Origin of the sequence: Pseudomonas sp. BGI-2 (assembly GCF_004310295.1) — a bacterium.
In the GTDB taxonomy this organism is placed as follows: Bacteria; Pseudomonadota; Gammaproteobacteria; order Pseudomonadales; family Pseudomonadaceae; genus Aquipseudomonas.
In genome coordinates, this window is sequence record NZ_SISB01000029.1 from 73,999 (window position 1) to 89,802 (window position 15,804).

The 15,804-nt window shown below is 59.5% G+C and carries 9 protein-coding genes and 1 pseudogene; 4 read left to right on the plus strand and 6 right to left on the minus strand.

The annotated features are described in order from the left end of the window. Window positions 1–174: 174 nt before the first annotated feature. On the minus strand, window positions 175–4,029 hold the full coding sequence (locus EYC95_RS19800) for an EAL domain-containing protein (RefSeq protein WP_131061863.1): 3,855 nt from the start codon (window positions 4,027–4,029) through the stop codon (window positions 175–177). 285 nt (window positions 4,030–4,314) lie between these two features. On the opposite strand from EYC95_RS19800, the gene ettA reads away from it, so the two are divergent. Beyond that, complete coding sequence (gene ettA, locus EYC95_RS19805) at window positions 4,315–5,979, plus strand: energy-dependent translational throttle protein EttA (RefSeq protein ID WP_131061864.1); 1,665 nt, start codon at window positions 4,315–4,317, stop codon at window positions 5,977–5,979. Window positions 5,980–6,143: 164 nt separating this feature from the next. Here ettA and EYC95_RS19810 read toward each other — a convergent pair whose 3' ends face one another. From EYC95_RS19810 to EYC95_RS19825, 4 genes are all read right to left on the minus strand, one after another. Then, window positions 6,144–6,638, minus strand: coding sequence for a GreA/GreB family elongation factor (locus EYC95_RS19810; RefSeq protein ID WP_131061865.1), 495 nt, complete (start codon window positions 6,636–6,638; stop codon window positions 6,144–6,146). 70 nt (window positions 6,639–6,708) lie between these two features. Continuing rightward, the gene (locus EYC95_RS19815) at window positions 6,709–7,065 is read right to left on the minus strand and encodes a hypothetical protein (RefSeq protein ID WP_131061866.1); all 357 of its coding nucleotides are present in this window, start codon (window positions 7,063–7,065) and stop codon (window positions 6,709–6,711) included. A gap of 206 nt (window positions 7,066–7,271) precedes the next feature. Next, the gene (locus EYC95_RS19820) at window positions 7,272–9,125 is read right to left on the minus strand and encodes a DUF4105 domain-containing protein (RefSeq protein WP_131061867.1); all 1,854 of its coding nucleotides are present in this window, start codon (window positions 9,123–9,125) and stop codon (window positions 7,272–7,274) included. A 96-nt stretch (window positions 9,126–9,221) separates the two neighbouring features. Beyond that, complete coding sequence (locus EYC95_RS19825) at window positions 9,222–9,710, minus strand: DUF3015 domain-containing protein (RefSeq protein ID WP_131061868.1); 489 nt, start codon at window positions 9,708–9,710, stop codon at window positions 9,222–9,224. A 275-nt stretch (window positions 9,711–9,985) separates the two neighbouring features. On the opposite strand from EYC95_RS19825, the gene EYC95_RS19830 reads away from it, so the two are divergent. Together EYC95_RS19830 and EYC95_RS19835 are read left to right on the plus strand one after the other, a co-directional pair. Next, window positions 9,986–12,424, plus strand: coding sequence for a Lon protease family protein (locus tag EYC95_RS19830; RefSeq protein ID WP_131061869.1), 2,439 nt, complete (start codon window positions 9,986–9,988; stop codon window positions 12,422–12,424). Window positions 12,425–12,744: 320 nt separating this feature from the next. Then, window positions 12,745–13,084, plus strand: a pseudogene (locus tag EYC95_RS19835) (hypothetical protein). 5 nt (window positions 13,085–13,089) lie between these two features. Here EYC95_RS19835 and EYC95_RS19840 read toward each other — a convergent pair. Next, window positions 13,090–14,919, minus strand: coding sequence for a hypothetical protein (locus tag EYC95_RS19840; protein WP_131061870.1), 1,830 nt, complete (start codon window positions 14,917–14,919; stop codon window positions 13,090–13,092). 159 nt (window positions 14,920–15,078) lie between these two features. Here EYC95_RS19840 and EYC95_RS19845 point away from each other — a divergent pair, with 159 nt between their 5' ends. After that, window positions 15,079–15,567, plus strand: coding sequence for a TIGR00645 family protein (locus EYC95_RS19845; protein WP_131061871.1), 489 nt, complete (start codon window positions 15,079–15,081; stop codon window positions 15,565–15,567). The last annotated feature ends 237 nt before the right edge of the window (window positions 15,568–15,804 follow it).

Here is a 15,804-nt window from a genome sequence, read left to right on the forward strand (position 1 = left end):
CATGTCGCAGACAAGTGGGCTTCATGACGGGATCAGCGGTGATCATGCTGACCTCTTCGCGGGCAAGCCTCGCTCCTACAGGATCTCCAGCGTTCACAATTTTGGCGTGCACCTGAAAAATCCTGTAGGAGCGAGGCTTGCCCGCGAAGGCGTCAGGACAGGCGCCACACAATCTCAGTCGAACATGAACAGCGGATCATTGCTGAACTGCGCCTCAAACCGGCTCGCCGGCATCGGCCGCCCGAACAGATACCCCTGAACCTCATCGCACCCATGCTCACGCAGGAAGTCGAGCTGCTCGTGGGTTTCCACGCCCTCTGCAATCACTGCCAGGTTCAGGCTATGGGCCATGGCGATGATCGCCCGGGCAATCTGCGCATCCTGTTCACCCGACGGCAGACCATCAACGAAGGTGCGGTCGATTTTCAGCACGTCGATCGGGAATTGCTTGAGGTAGTTGAGCGATGAATAACCGGTGCCGAAGTCATCGACTGCAATGCTCAGGCCGAGGTTTTTCAGCCCGGCGAGGATCTGCATCGCTTCGCTGACTTCACGCATCAGGATACTTTCGGTCAGCTCCAGTTCCAGGCACGCCGGCGGCAGGCCGGTTTCCTTGAGGATGTTAGCGATCCGTGTGCCGAGCTGGCCGTCGGAGAATTGCCGGGCCGAGATGTTCACCGACACCTTCGGTACGCGCACCTTGGTCTGATGCCAGGTCTTGAGCTGACGGCAGGCTTCGCTGATCACCCAGTCGCCGACATCCACCACCAGCCCGAGCTCTTCGAGCACCGGAATGAAATCCCCGGGCGGCACCAGGCCGCGACGTGGATGACGCCAGCGCAGCAGCGCTTCGGCGCCGGTCAGGCGTTTGCCGTCGCCGCTGAACTGCGGCTGGTAGTACAGAACGAATTCGTTTTGTTCCAGGGCATGCCGCAAGTCGCTTTCCAGTTCCAGGCGCTCCAGGGCGCTGGCGTTCATGTCCGCCTGATAGAACTGGAAGTTATTCTTGCCGCGCTCCTTGGCGTGGTACATCGCGGTGTCGGCGTTCTTCATCAACTGACTGAGCTCGTTGCCATCCTGCGGGCTCAGGGCGATGCCGATACTGGCGGTGACGAAGAATTCGCGGCCTTCCAGCACGAAGGGTTTCACCAGGCTGGCGAGGATCTGTTCCGCCACATGAATCGCCCGGTTCAAGGCTACTTCACGGTTGACCCTCGGTTGCAGCAGCAAGGTGAACTCATCGCCGCCCATGCGCGCCACGGTGTCGTCATCGTCGACGCAACCGAGCAGGCGCGTGGCCATTTCCTTGAGCATGCGGTCGCCGGCGGCGTGGCCAAGGGAGTCGTTGATCGGTTTGAAACGGTCGAGGTCGAGGAACATCAGTACCACCCAGGACTTCTGCCGATCGGCCGATTGCAGCGCGGTGTGCAAACGGTCCTGGAACAACGTGCGGTTGGGCAGGTGGGTCAGGGCGTCGTAGTAGGCGAGGCGGTGAATCCGCTGCTCACTGGCCTTGCGCTCGCTGATGTCGCTGAAGAAGCACACGTAACTGGCCAGATCACCTTCATCGTCGAGTACCGCCGTGATGCCGACCCAGGCCGGGTAATGCTCGCCGTTGCGCCGCTTGAGCCAGACTTCGCCTTCCCAGGTGCTGTTCTGATGCAATTGCTTGAGCACATAACGCAGGTGGGCTTCCTGCTGCTCGTCGACGGTCAGCATGTTCGGCAACTGGTCCAGCACCTGCTCCACGGCGTAACCGCTGACGCGACTGAATGCTTCGTTGGCCTGGACAATGTAGCCGGCCGGGTCGGTGATCAAGATCGCCGACGTGGAGTGTTCGAATACCGTGGCCGCCATGCGCAGGTCTTTCTCGGCCCGGCGTTGCTGACTGATGTCGCGACCGACGCCCAGCACGCCTTCGAAGGCGCCGTGTTCATCCCAGACCAGCACCAGTCGCAGCTCGATCGGGATCTTGCGCCCGTCGGCCCGTAGGCAATCGAACAGGAATAGTTGGGTCTGCACCTGGCTGCGCAACAACGCCAGCTGCTCGGGTTTATCCAGCGCTTTGCTGACCCGGTCCATCAGGCTGTAAATGCCGGTCAGTTGCTGCGGGTTGGCGATGGTCGATTGCCAGCCGTTCTGGAAGATCCACTCGGCGTCGTAGCCCAGCACGGCTTGCACCGACGGGCTGACATAGTTGAGCGACATTTTGCTGTCGGTGGAGAAAATCACGTCGCTGATGCTTTCGGCGAGCATCCGGTAACGCTGCTCGCTGTCACGCAGGGATTCGCTGGCTTCGATCTGATCGGTGATGTCCTTGGCCACGCCGATGATCCGCGTGACTTGATCGTGTTTGTCCCGCGCCAACGCCTGTTCGCGAATGTCGAAACGCCGCCACTTGCCGTCGCGATGACGGAAACGCAGCTGGCATTGCAATAATTGGGTGTAACCCGCGTGGCGCTGGGTCTGGCGCGAGCGGTGGTAGTAATCGGCGTCTTCGGGGTGCAGGAGGATTTCCCAGAAGTACTCGCCCATCTGGTGCAGCTCGGTGCGGTTGTAACCGAGGGTCTGGCCCAGGTGATGGTTGCTGAAGATCATCCGCTGGCTGATCACGTCCTGCACGTACAGGTGATCCGGCACGGTGCGCACCACATCGGACCAGAAGCTTTCACGTTCGAGCAGCGACAGCTCGATGAGTTTGCGGCTGGTGATGTCGGTGATGCTCAGGATCACCGCTTTACAATCGTTTTGGTCTTCCGGCAGGCGCAGCACCAGCACCAGCCACAGGTGCTGGTCGCGGCCAGTGGCATCCTGGAGTTGGATTTCCAGCTCAAGCTGTTTCTGCTGGTTGAGCACGGTTTCGAGCACTTGGTGGCCAATGGCAGTGCCGTTCAGCGGGGAGCCATCAATCAACAGTTTCCAGGCCTGAGCGCAGGAGTTGACGTTCAGCAGTTGCAGGGCGACCTGGTTGACCTCGGTGATGCGCAGTTCCGACAGCAGCTGGCGGCGCTGCTCCGGTACTTCGAGCCAGGCCTTGAGTTGCTCGCTGTTGTGCAGGTGGGCCCTGTCGAAGAAAGTCTTGAGCCCGGAGACGTCAAGGACGCAAAGGGCAACGCCGGTGCCTTCGAAAATATCGTGATAACGTCGCCGGCCTTCATGCAGCTGACGTTGACGGCGGCGAATACTCAGCAGCGCGATGAACGGCAGCAGGGAGAAGGCCAGGCCCAACAGGCATTTGCCGATGAACGCCGGCAACAGTTGTTCGAGCACTTGCTGGCGATCGAACAGCCCGCGCAGCTGCCAATCGCTGCTGCTCAAGGGCACCGTCAGCACGCTGTTGGCCAGATCATCCGGGGACAACGCGCTCGGTTTGACCGACGGCGACGCTTCATCGCGGCTGATGATCTGGTGATTGACCCGGTTTTCCACCAGCCACAGCGGACGGATGCCGGCTTCGTTTTGTTTGCTCAGTGACGAGAAAAAGGTCGGCGTCAGGCGCAGGGCCCAGTAACCACGGCTGCTGCCGCTGGCCTGATGCAACAGCAGGTGCACCACTGAGCCGTCATCGGCATTGCTGAAATAGTGGGCCTGGGCGCGGCTGCGCCGGACCAGATCGCTGAGGTAGTCGGCGTCCTGGCTGTCGGCGGCGCTGTCGCTGAGGACTTTGCCGGAAGGACTGAGCAACGCCAGGCTGCGCAGTTCGGGCAGCGACTGTTGCAGCTTGCGCAGCAACGCCTGCTGTTCGTCGGCAGTTTGCGGTTGTTCGACGATTGGTAGCAGGTTGAGGGCAATCTGGGCGTTGAGCGCCATGTTCAGGCTGACTTGCGCGGCCAGGTCGGCGGTGTAGTCGATGGTGTATTGACGCTGGTGTTTCTGCGTTTCGCGAAGTTGATCCAGCAGCTGCCAGAACAGCAGCGCGAGCAGTAACAGCACGAGTGTCGCCAACGCACCCTTCAAGGATCCGCGCAGGGGCGAGCCGGTCGCAGGACGGGGTGCGCTCACGGACGATGGCGGAGGGACATTAGACAAACTGTAATCCTGCGGTTTGGCTGGACTGGCGCGACGTGCACTATAAGCCGGACGCCCGGAGGGCGGCTAGCATGCCTTGAGTTGTGGCGAAGTGCCAGCCCCTCGCGGCTGGACTGCCATCTGTCATTAAGGTAGCTTTGCCGGTTACGCGGGAGCGTTCCAGCTCCTAGACTCAGACTTTTTCAGCGCGCACGTATTGATAACCATCAAGCGGACGACGCGCACAGTCTGGCCGGGCTTCGCCTGCGCTCCAATCATTCATCTGTCACTGACCCAAGGTTCTCCATGGCTCAATACGTATTCACCATGCATCGGCTGGGCAAAGTTGTTCCTCCGAAGCGGGAAATCCTGAAAAACATTTCTCTGTCGTTCTTCCCCGGCGCCAAGATCGGCGTACTCGGCCTTAACGGTTCGGGTAAATCCACGCTGTTGAAAATCATGGCTGGCGTCGACACCGAGTTCGACGGCGAAGCCCGTCCGATGCCGGACCTGAACATCGGCTACCTGCCGCAAGAACCGATCCTGGACCCGACCAAGACTGTGCGTGAAGTGGTCGAGGAAGCGGTCAGCGTGATCAAGAACGCCCAGGCGCGCCTGGACGAGGTCTACGCGGCTTACGCTGACGAGGATGCCGACTTCGACAAACTGGCCGCTGAACAAGCCAAACTCGAAGCCATCCTGCAGGCCAGCGACGGTCACAACCTGGATCGCCAACTGGAAGTCGCCGCCGATGCGCTGCGTCTGCCAGCGTGGGATGCCAAGGTCGAATTCCTGTCCGGTGGTGAAAAGCGTCGTGTGGCCCTGTGCCGTCTACTGCTGTCCGCCCCTGACATGCTGCTGCTCGACGAACCGACCAACCACCTGGACGCCGATTCCGTCGCCTGGCTGGAGCACTTCCTGCACGATTTCCCGGGTACTGTGGTAGCGATCACGCACGACCGGTACTTCCTGGACAACGTTGCCGGTTGGATTCTCGAGCTCGACCGCGGCGCCGGTATCCCGTACGAGGGCAACTATTCGGGCTGGCTTGAAGCCAAGTCCGATCGTCTGGCGGCTGAATCCAAGTCGCAGTCGGCTCACGAAAAAGCCATGAAGGAAGAACTGGAGTGGGTGCGCAAAGGCGCCAAGGCCCGCCAGTCCAAATCCAAGGCGCGTCTGCAACGCTTCGAAGAAATGCAATCGCAGGAATTCCAGAAGCGCAGCGAAACCAACGAGATCTACATCCCGGCCGGTCCGCGCCTGGGTGACAAGGTCATCGAGTTCAAGAACGTCTCCAAAGGCTATGGCGATCGCGTGTTGATCGACAACCTGTCGTTCTCCATGCCTAAAGGCGCCATCGTTGGCGTGATCGGCGGTAACGGTGCCGGTAAATCGACCCTGTTCCGCATGCTGATGGGCAAGGAAACACCGGATTCGGGCAGCATCGAAGTCGGCGAAACCGTGCAACTGGCGTGCGTCGATCAGAGCCGCGAAGACCTGGATGGCAGCAAGACTGTGTTCCAGCAAATCTCCGACGGTTCCGACCAGATCCGCATCGGCAACTACGAGATTCCGTCGCGTACCTACGTCGGTCGCTTCAACTTCAAGGGTGGCGATCAGCAGAAGTTCGTCAAGGACCTGTCCGGTGGTGAGCGCGGTCGCTTGCACCTGGCCCTGACCCTGAAAGAGGGCGGCAACGTCCTGCTGCTCGACGAACCGTCCAACGACCTCGACGTTGAAACCCTGCGTTCCCTGGAAGAAGCCCTGCTGGACTTCCCTGGCGCCGCCATTGTGATCTCTCACGATCGGTGGTTCCTTGACCGCGTCGCGACTCATATCCTGGCGTACGAAGACGACTCGCAAGCGGTGTTCTTCGAAGGCAACTACACCGAGTACGAAGCTGATCGCAAGAAACGCCTCGGCGAAGCGGCTTCCCAGCCGCATCGCGTACGGCACAAGAAACTGGCCTGATATCGGGTTGGTTGCATAAAAAAAACGGAGCATTCGGGCTCCGTTTTTTTATGGGTGTTATTCAGATAAACCGCGGCGTAGCTTTCGCGGGCAAGCCTCGCTCCTACAGGGGAATGCATTCCAAATTGTAGGAGCGAGGCTTGCCCGCGAAGGCGTCCTCCTGATCACCCGATCTCTATGCTCAGAACCTCAATCACCAAATCCCCCACCGGCCGCTTCCACACAACTTCATCACCGACCTGCGCGCCAAGCAACGCCCGCCCCAGCGGCGAACCCCAATTGATCAGCCCGCTCGCGGCATCCGCCTGATCCTCGCCCACCAACTGCACGCGTTGTTCATTGCCCTGTTCATCGGCAAAGGTCACCCAGGCGCCCATCTGCACTTTATTAGTCGAGGAAGCCGGTACGACTAGCTGAGCACTTTGCAGGCGTTGATTGAAATACCGCCAGTCACGCTCAAGGTCGGCCTGGCGCTGTTTGTCCGCCAGTTCACCCTCCGCACTCTGTTCATTGAGCAGGTTTTGTACCTGGGCGACTTTCGCCTGAAGCTGCGCAAGCCCGGCGGGCGTGACGTAATTGGGCTGCGCGCTGACCTGCCGTTCGACTGGCTGATCGGCTTGCGCGGCGGCATTATCTTCATTGACGAAAGCGCGACTCATGGTTTTCTCCCGTTATAGGGTTTGGGCCATGGTTGCAGGCTTTTAGTTTCGACGGATGTCTGTCAGCGACTCATGGCGAGCGATAGGCTCGGGCGGCGTCCTGGTCCTTCTGTTGCTGCCAGGCCTTATCCCGGTCGTCCCAATGGTGGCTGCGATAGTCCTGGCGATCCTCGCTTTCACGCATGGCCTGGCACTGGCGAAAACCGTCGCTCCAACCTTCGGCGTATTGCTGGTCCTTGAGATAACGCGGGACGTTCTTGCGAAACTCCCCGCTGATTGCCCCGGCGGCTTGCCGGCCACTGCTGCAACCGTCATCGAAACCATCGGCGAACGCCGGTGGATAACCTTTGGCGATCAACTCTTCGTGGGTCGTCTGGCAACCCGCGATCAACATCAACAACCCCAACACACCTGCGCAACGCCACATCTTGGACTCCCGGGCCGTTAAACGGCCTATAGAGAAAGTCTAGGACCGGATTCGTGAGGGGGATGTGCAAGGGCTGTGAAAAATCTATTGAACGCCACATACCCATGTGGGAGCGGGCTTGCTCGCGAATGCGGTGGGTCAGTCAATGATGATGTCGACTGCCCTGCCGCATTCGCGAGCAAGCCCGCTCCCACAGGGGATTGGCGTCAGTAGTGATACCACTTCACCTCAAGCATCACTTCGTTCTCGGGCGAGGCGAGGTGGCTGAATTCGCGCTGGGCGCTCAGGCGCAGACCCAGGTTGCGCGACACTTCCCACTGCTGGTTCAGGCTCACACTGCGGCGCACTTCGCCATTGGTGAAGAAGTCGCCCTTGGTTTCCAGGCTGAAATTGCCCAGCGGGTTTTTCCACAGCAGGCCACTGTTGAAGCCTGCCGCCGGTGCGATAAAGCCCGCAAAGTCGTTGTTGTGCTCCACACGCACGGTGCCCAGGGCAAAGCCGAGCATGTCTTCGCTCAGTTGCCAGGTGCCGCCGCCGCCACCGTTGACGTGGCTGACCAACGTTTCGTCGTCATGCTTGCCCGGCACGCGTTCCAGACCGCCCGTGACCTGCCACGACAACGGCTGCAACAGGTCATTGCGCGGCGTCAGGGAGCGAATGGTCGCCAGGTCCAGTTGCTGGAACTGCCAGTGATTGCCTTCGTACTGGCGCAGTTTCATCTGCAGAATTTCGATCTGCGCGCCGAGCGGGAAGCTCTCGGCGTTATCGTTGAGATCGTGATAAGCCATGCGCAGGCCGTATTCACCGAACGCCTTGTCGCCCCGGGTGCCGATACCGGCCTGCCAGGTGCGGGATTCGTGTCCGTCCTCGGGTAGGCCGGGTTGCGCAATGTCCAGCTCAGGCGGTGGGTTCTGGTTGATCGCCCGCAGCAGTTCGAAACTGCGTTGCGCCTGCTCTGGATCGCGTTCCTGACCGTTGGCGCGGTAACGCTCCAGTCGATAGGCCGCATCGATGATCAGCGCCTGGCGCTCGCGGGGCTGGGCCTTGAACGCTGGCGTTTGCAATTGCTTCTGGTCGGCGCTGACTTTCAGCACCCAGTCCTGCTCGTCGCCGGTTAAAGGCTCGGCGCGGCTCAGCAGTTCACGCTCACGAGATGGACGATACTGAATGGATTCCACCAACCCGGCTTCTTTCACCGCTTTGACGGTGTCGGTCGGAATCGCGGTCAGCGGGAACTGTTCGGTCAGGCGCAAGCCTGGCCGCGCCACTTGCAGCAGCTCAAGCAGGCGATAGGAGCAGTTTTCGTCGAAAAAGAAATAGTCGAACTGGATCTGCTTCAACTCCCAGACGTGCTCGACCATGCGCTCGGTTTCTGCCTGCGTCAGGTTCAGCCGGTATTCCCACAGGTCCCGGTTCTCGAGGCTGCGGTATTCCGAGAGTTTTTCCTGATATGGCACCAGCGCAAACAGACCCGGATAGCCGCCCATCAAGCCTTTCCAGGCGTAGAGGATGCTGTTGTCCGAGCCTTCGATGTACGCGCCGAAGTTGATCGCATAACTGAGCAGGGCGGTTTGATCGCTCTGCACATTGGCCTGGTCGATGCGCAGCAAGGTATGGCCGAACATCGATGACGGACTGTTCAGATAAGCCGCCGGGAAAATCATCACCGCGCTATGGGGCGAGACATCCTTGAACCATTGCTTGAACTCCGTGCAATCGAGCTCCGGCAAATCTGTCAGGTTGAGTTGCGCTTTCAGCCAGCGGGTACGGGCCGGATAGACGCATTGCGCATGTTTTTCGCCAGCACTGGCCGGGGCATACAGCGCCTGAACGGTGGCCGCCAGTTCGCGGTCGGGGTGTTCGTTTCCATCGGGTGCGAGAAAGAACTTCCTGTCGCTGACATAGCTGCGCCATCCGCCCAGCTTGGCGGTTTCATAGTGGCCCAGGGAAATCCAGAAGGGGTCGTTGGCCAGTTGCTGCAAGCGTTGATTGTCTATGTGAGGCGCGGCGGACAGCGGGGCGCAGACACAGAGCGCCAGCCAGGCAAGGCGTTTGAACATAGTGGGCAACTTAAGTCGAAAGAAACAAAGACCCAAAGAGGGGGTAGGGCCAAAAAAACAAAACCCGCTCCCCCAAAAGGAGCGGGCGGGTCGAGCTTAAGCTTGAGTAGCGTACTTGGCCAGACGCGGATCGCTCTTCAGAACGGCCAGGGTGTTGGTATGCACATCGTCAGCGGTCACGTCAGCCTTGCTGAAGATCTGCTGGAAGTGCTCGTGAGTCACGGCAGCGAAGTGCGCACGGTCTTCCGGCGCCACGCCCAGTACCACAGCGTAGGTCGTCAGCGCTTCGCCGTTACCTTTGGCCATGTCTTCGGACAGCTCGTTCATCATGCCATTCATGGCAATCCAGGATTTGCCGCCATAGGTCAGCGACGCGTTAGTCGAGCAACCGTTAGTACCGGAGGTCATACCGAACGTTGCGTTGCCGGAAGTGCCGTTGGTGGTGGATGCCAGGAAGTGAGCCGGAGTGCCACGCTGACCTTCGAACAGCATGTTGCCCCAACCGCAATCCGGGCCGCCTGGCGCCTGAGCCATGGCATTGAGGGATACAGCGGTGAAGAGAGTACCGAGAAGAATCCGTTTCATAGCTTTGTTCTCTTTATGTGCATACCAATGGACAAGGGTCTGGCCCGATCTGGCGCCAGTGGGCCGGTTATTGTTCCAGCCGCGCAGTTTGGAGTTTAGGCACGTTCCTGAGGTTCCGTTATTTTTTGCATAACATTCGTTGAAAGCATTGATTTAGCCCCGGCCCGCTTGGCGATACCGCTTTGTCTATGCTTTGGCTAGAGGCGCGCCTTGCAAGTGAGGTATGGGCAGCGCCAGAATGCCGCTATCTGCCCCGCCTGATGTAAGGAAGCCCGATGCCTGATCCTGTTGCTGCCAGCTTGCGTCTAGCGCCTGAAGCGCTGACCCGTCCGTTTTCCGCTGAACAGTTCAGCTTCTCTACCACCAATGATCTGGAGCCCTTCCGCGGTGTGCTTGGCCAGGAGCGTGCTGTCGAAGCCTTGCAGTTTGGCGTGGCCATGCCACGCCCCGGTTACAACGTATTCGTCATGGGCGAGCCCGGCACCGGCCGGTTTTCGTTCGTCAAACGCTACCTGAAGGCCGAAGCCAAACGCCTGCAAACCCCGGCGGACTGGGTCTACGTCAATAATTACGATGAGCCTCGCGAGCCTCGCGCGCTGGAACTGCCATCGGGCACGGCCGGTGCCTTCATCGGTGACATCAACGGTTTGATCGACAACCTGTTGGCGACCTTTCCGGCGGTGTTTGAGCACCCGTCCTACCAGCAGAAGAAAAGCGCCATCGACCGCGCCTTCAACCAGCGCTACGACAAGGCACTGGACGTGATCGAGCGCCTGGCGCTGGATAAAGAAGTCGCGCTGTATCGCGACGCCAGCAACATCGCGTTCACGCCGATGAGCGAAGGCAAGGCCCTGGACGAAGCGGAATTCGCCCAGCTGCCGGAAGCCGATCGTGAACGTTTCCACGACGATATTTCCGGTCTGGAGGAGCGACTGAACGAAGAGCTCGCCAGCCTGCCGCAATGGAAGCGCGAGTCGAGCAATCAACTGCGCCACCTCAACGAAGAAACCATCACCCTGGCCTTGCAGCCGTTGCTGTCTCCGTTGTCGGAGAAATACGCAGAGAACGCGGCCGTTTGCGGTTACCTGCAAGCCATACAGGTCTACCTGCTCAAGACCGTGGTCGAGCAACTGGTGGATGACAGCAAGACCGACGCCATCGCCCGCAAGCTGCTGGAAGAACAATACGCCCCTAGTCTGGTGGTGGGGCATTCGTCCAGCGGCGGTGCGCCGGTGGTCTTCGAGCCGCACCCGACTTACGAAAACCTGTTTGGCCGCATTGAATACAGCACCGACCAGGGCGCGCTCTACACCACCTATCGTCAGCTGCGTCCGGGTGCATTGCACCGCGCCAACGGCGGTTTCCTGATCCTTGAAGCGGAAAAAATGCTCAGCGAGCCGTTCGTGTGGGATGCGCTCAAGCGCGCCCTGCAATCGCGCAAACTGAAAATGGAGTCGCCGCTGGGTGAGCTGGGCCGTCTGGCCACGGTGACCCTGACGCCGCAACACATTCCGTTGCAGGTCAAAGTCGTCATCATCGGTGCGCGTCAGCTGTATTACACGCTGCAAGACCTCGATCCGGACTTCCAGGAGATGTTCCGCGTCCTGGTGGACTTCGACGAAGACATCCCGATGGTCGACGAGAGCCTGGAGCAGTTCGCCCAGTTGCTCAAAACCCGCACCTCGGAAGAAGGCATGGCACCGCTGACCGCCGACGCGGTGGCCCGTTTGGCAACTTACAGCGCGCGTCTGGCTGAACACCAAGGGCGTTTGTCGGCACGCATCGGTGACCTGTTCCAACTGGTCAGCGAGGCGGATTTCATTCGTCACCTGGCGGGTGACGAGATGACCGATGCCGGGCACATCGAACGTGCGCTCAAGGCCAAGGCCACCCGCACCGGACGCGTCTCGGCGCGGATTCTCGATGACATGCTGGCCGGGATCATCCTGATCGACACGGACGGCGCCGCCGTCGGCAAGTGCAACGGGCTGACCGTGCTGGAAGTCGGCGACTCGGCGTTCGGTGTGCCGGCGCGGATTTCCGCCACGGTCTACCCGGGCGGCAGCGGCATCGTCGACATCGAGCGCGAGGTCAACCTCGGCCAGCCGATTCACTCCAAAGGCGTGATGATCCTCACCGGGTATCTGGGCAGCCGTTACGCCCAGGAATTCCCGCTGGCGATTTCCGCGAGTATCGCCCTGGAGCAATCCTACGGTTACGTCGATGGTGACAGTGCGTCGCTGGGCGAGGCGTGTACGCTGATATCGGCCCTGTCGAAAACACCGCTCAAGCAATGCTTTGCAATCACCGGCTCGATTAACCAGTTCGGTGAAGTGCAGGCGGTGGGTGGGGTCAACGAGAAGATCGAAGGTTTCTTCCGTCTCTGCGAGGCCCGCGGGCTGACCGGTGAACAGGGGGCGATCATTCCGCAGGCCAACGTGGCCACGTTGATGCTCGACGAGAAGGTGTTGTCGGCGGTGCGTGCGGGGCAGTTCCATGTCTACGCCGTACGGCAGGCCGATGAGGCGCTGAGCCTGTTGGTCGGCGAACCGGCCGGTGCACCGGATGCCGATGGCCAGTTCCCTGAAGGCAGCGTCAACGCGCGGGTGGTGGAACGCTTGCGTGTGATCGCGGAAATGATCAGCGAAGAAGACCTCAAGGAAGCCGAGAAAGAAGCGGCGCTGGAAGCCCTGGTCGAAGCCAAACCGGCCTGACATAGAGCCCCTGTAGGAGCGAGGCTTGCCCGCGAAGACGTAGTGTCAGTCGACGTTATCATCGCCTGACACGCCGCCTTCGCGAGCGAGCTTCGCTCCTACAGTTTTTGGGGGGCTGTCGAAACCGACATCCAGCCGCCATTAGTGCCATCAGTCTGACGTCAATGTTCGCACAATGACCATTCGGCGCCTTCTGGTCTTACTTGACGTGCTAGTCAAACTTTTCTTCTATTCTCAGCTCAAGGATATCGACAGTAATCACTGGATCGAGACAGCCTTCCCGTGGGGGCTGAATACCGGATCTACCGAGGGTCGCCGCCATGTCGCGCAACCTCTGCCTCACCCGTCAATGTTTGGGCCTTGTGACCCGTATCGAGTGTGCCATCCGCCCATTGGCGGGGGATACGGGCATGTGGACCTTGCTCTTTGCCGCCGGAATGGCCGGCGAACAACCTTCCGCCATCAAGGCGCAGGGCCCGTTTCATGGCCCTTTCGTGGCGGAATCAATCCTCGACACGATTGTTGAAAGCCTGACCCTGCATGGCTACGAGCTGGCCGATGACCCGCAAATCTGGTGCCTGCACCTGCAAGCCCAACTTCGGGAAATCAACGGCGGCCGTTGCCGCAACCTCGGTGGCTGAGTTTCGGCCGGAGCACTGAACCGGCTATTGATCAAGGTGGGTCAGGTCCGCCTTGGCTAGCTTGACCTCGAATCCATATTGGACCGTGGTGAGGTCTGTTCGCTGATAACTTTCCAGACGTGTTGGCTGGCCATAGAAGTAATGCACGGCAAATAACGCCGGGCCTTCTGCGCTTGCGTCGTGACTGACCGAAAGAATTTCTTTCAGATAGTTTCCAGAGTCGTCCTTGGCGAAAAATCGCCAGTCCTGGGCAGGAAACAGCTTCAAATCGACCACCAACGCATTGCCTTTGAGCTCCAGGCCTTTTGGTAATGAGTGGGCGTCGAGCGATTGTTTGGCGACCGTCGCCAGGAACAGCGGCATGGAGCCCACTGCATAGGCCGGCGTTTCCGGAAACAAGTTCAAGTCATAGGTGATGGCGCCACGTAGCGGGTCGAGCTCGTAAGCCTCTGGTGGCAGCTCGATCGGCTCGTCGCGCCTGCCGCTGCCATCCTCTGTGAAGAAAGTGACCGGGCTATCGCCGGGGCTGAACGATGTGCCGAGCAGTTCATCATTGAAGCTTCTGGGGTGATCGAACTCGATGCGCGCGGCGCTGGGGTCATCCACCGACTGACTGACGATGATGCCCTTCTTCAGTTGTTCCTCACTCAATGTCGCGCCCTTGAGCCAGCTCGGGGCCTGATCGTCATACACCACCACGGGCAAGGTCAGTGGCTGGATGGTTTTTTCCGTGGTGTGTGAGTCGAAGCGGCGCACTGGCAGGTTCAGGTCCTTGCGGGTCACCGTGGCGGCCGAGAAGTCCAGCACGCTGACCTCAACGGTTTCGACCGGTCCGTTGAAATACACTTTGCTGTAATGATTCTTCTGCTCCTCCTCGAAGGACCGCTGTTCTTCTTCGATCTGTTGTCCGAACGTCTCGCTCCAGACCTTCTGTTGCTGCAATTTCGCCAGTTGTTTTTGATAGAAGGCAATTTGCGCGGCGGTTTCATTGATCGAGCCCGAGCGCGAGAGGAATTGCCCGGTGGCGTCCTTGGCCTGGACGATCAGCGGGTTCAACGGTGTTTCGCTGACTTCCGGGGCCAACGGCGCGCTGTTGTTGAATTCGATTTCGGCGTAGTTGTTGCCCAGTTTCAGCAGGGTGACGCTGAGATTGTCGTTGGTGCGGGTCTGGCCAACGTCTTTTTTCGTCAGGTCGAAGGTATAACGCTTGCGCGGGGCAATGACCTCGACCTTGCCTTGCAGGCTTACCGGTTGGGGCTGGCTTTTGTTGTCCACGTCCAGGCCGTCGATGAACGGATAGGTCACCGTCAGATCATCCGGGTTGGTCAGGTTGGAACTCGACGGGCTCAGCTGAATGCCGGGATCGGTTTCCGACCATTCCGGCTGGAACGTGATGACGCGCTTGTTGCTCAGGGTCACCGATTGCCATTCCAGGCCATGGGGAAAGAGAAACGCGGCCGGAATGTTGAAGTTGAAGGGGAACACCGGTTGCAGATCGGTCAGGTAGTCGGAGCTGGAGTCTTTGTGCAGCACGAACAAACCATTGATGTAGGTATCCACCAGGGCCTGTGGCGTGGGGTAGTGCTTGAGCACGGCAAGAACGTCTTCGCCGTATACGGTTTCCACGGGTTTACTGTCGAGCTTGAGTTGCGCGCGCTCAAGCAACAACAGCGAACCGCCGAGTTCGGCGACGGCATCCTTGAGTTTCGGATCTTGAATCGCATCCAGAGATTTCTCGAACTGCGCGGTCTTTTCTTCAAGGCTGGTCTGGCGCTTCTCATCGCTGGGTGAGCAGCCGCTCAGCAGCAGAGCCAGGCAAATGCCGGCACTCGTTATTGGCAATCGCACATCCATTTCCCGTCTTCCTTCCCGATGTCGCTGAGCTGTCAATAGTCTGGACACTAGCAGAAAAACTTTGTGACACACGCGCAGGTGGCGGATTTCCCGACGGTTTCTGGCTGTAACGGGGGGCTGTTATACTCGCCGCCATTTCCAGCCCACGTGTGAGATTCAATGGAACGCTTTATCGAAAATGCAATGTACGCATCCCGCTGGCTGCTGGCGCCGATCTACTTCGGTCTGTCCCTCGGGCTACTGGCGCTGGCGCTGAAATTCTTCCAGGAAGTGTTCCACGTCATTCCCAACGTATTCTCGATGGCCGAGTCGGACCTGATCCTGGTGCTGTTGTCGCTGATCGACATGGCGCTGGTGGGTGGTTTGCTGGTGATGGTGATGATTTCCGGTTACGAGAACTTCGTTTCCCAACTGGACATCGACGACGGCAAGGAAAAGCTCAACTGGCTGGGGACTATGGATTCGTCTTCGCTGAAGATGAAAGTGGCGGCCTCCATCGTGGCGATTTCGTCCATCCACCTGCTGCGGGTTTTCATGGACGCCAAGAACGTCGATCCCGAGCATTTGAAGTGGTACGTGATTATTCACATGACGTTCGTGGTGTCGGCGTTTGCCATGGGTTACCTGGACAAACTCACCAAGCACTGATTGCACTGCGCCCGGTAGGAGCGTGCGGTGCGGCGATCCGACTTGCCCGCGAAGGGGCCGTGTCAGTCGACATAGATGTTGCCTGATACACCGCCTTCGCGGGCAAGCCTTAATGCCAGTCAGTTAAGCCCTCCAGCCCTCTTTTTGGGGTATTTGACTGGTCTAGGCTTGACCACTCTTGGGTAACTTCGCTCTCGTCTGGCTGGCAGTATGAAGTGCTGAGCCTGGATTCTCAGT

What these genes read in the sequence shown, in the direction of transcription:
- ettA (WP_131061864.1), top strand. Translation starts at nt 4,315, where the DNA reads ATGGCTCAATACGTATTCACCATGCATCGGCTGGGCAAAGTTGTTCCT.
- EYC95_RS19810 (WP_131061865.1), bottom strand. Translation starts at nt 6,638, where the DNA reads ATGAGTCGCGCTTTCGTCAATGAAGATAATGCCGCCGCGCAAGCCGAT.
- EYC95_RS19815 (WP_131061866.1), bottom strand. Translation starts at nt 7,065, where the DNA reads ATGTGGCGTTGCGCAGGTGTGTTGGGGTTGTTGATGTTGATCGCGGGT.
- EYC95_RS19820 (WP_131061867.1), bottom strand. Translation starts at nt 9,125, where the DNA reads ATGTTCAAACGCCTTGCCTGGCTGGCGCTCTGTGTCTGCGCCCCGCTG.
- EYC95_RS19825 (WP_131061868.1), bottom strand. Translation starts at nt 9,710, where the DNA reads ATGAAACGGATTCTTCTCGGTACTCTCTTCACCGCTGTATCCCTCAAT.
- EYC95_RS19830 (WP_131061869.1), top strand. Translation starts at nt 9,986, where the DNA reads ATGCCTGATCCTGTTGCTGCCAGCTTGCGTCTAGCGCCTGAAGCGCTG.
- EYC95_RS19840 (WP_131061870.1), bottom strand. Translation starts at nt 14,919, where the DNA reads ATGGATGTGCGATTGCCAATAACGAGTGCCGGCATTTGCCTGGCTCTG.
- EYC95_RS19845 (WP_131061871.1), top strand. Translation starts at nt 15,079, where the DNA reads ATGGAACGCTTTATCGAAAATGCAATGTACGCATCCCGCTGGCTGCTG.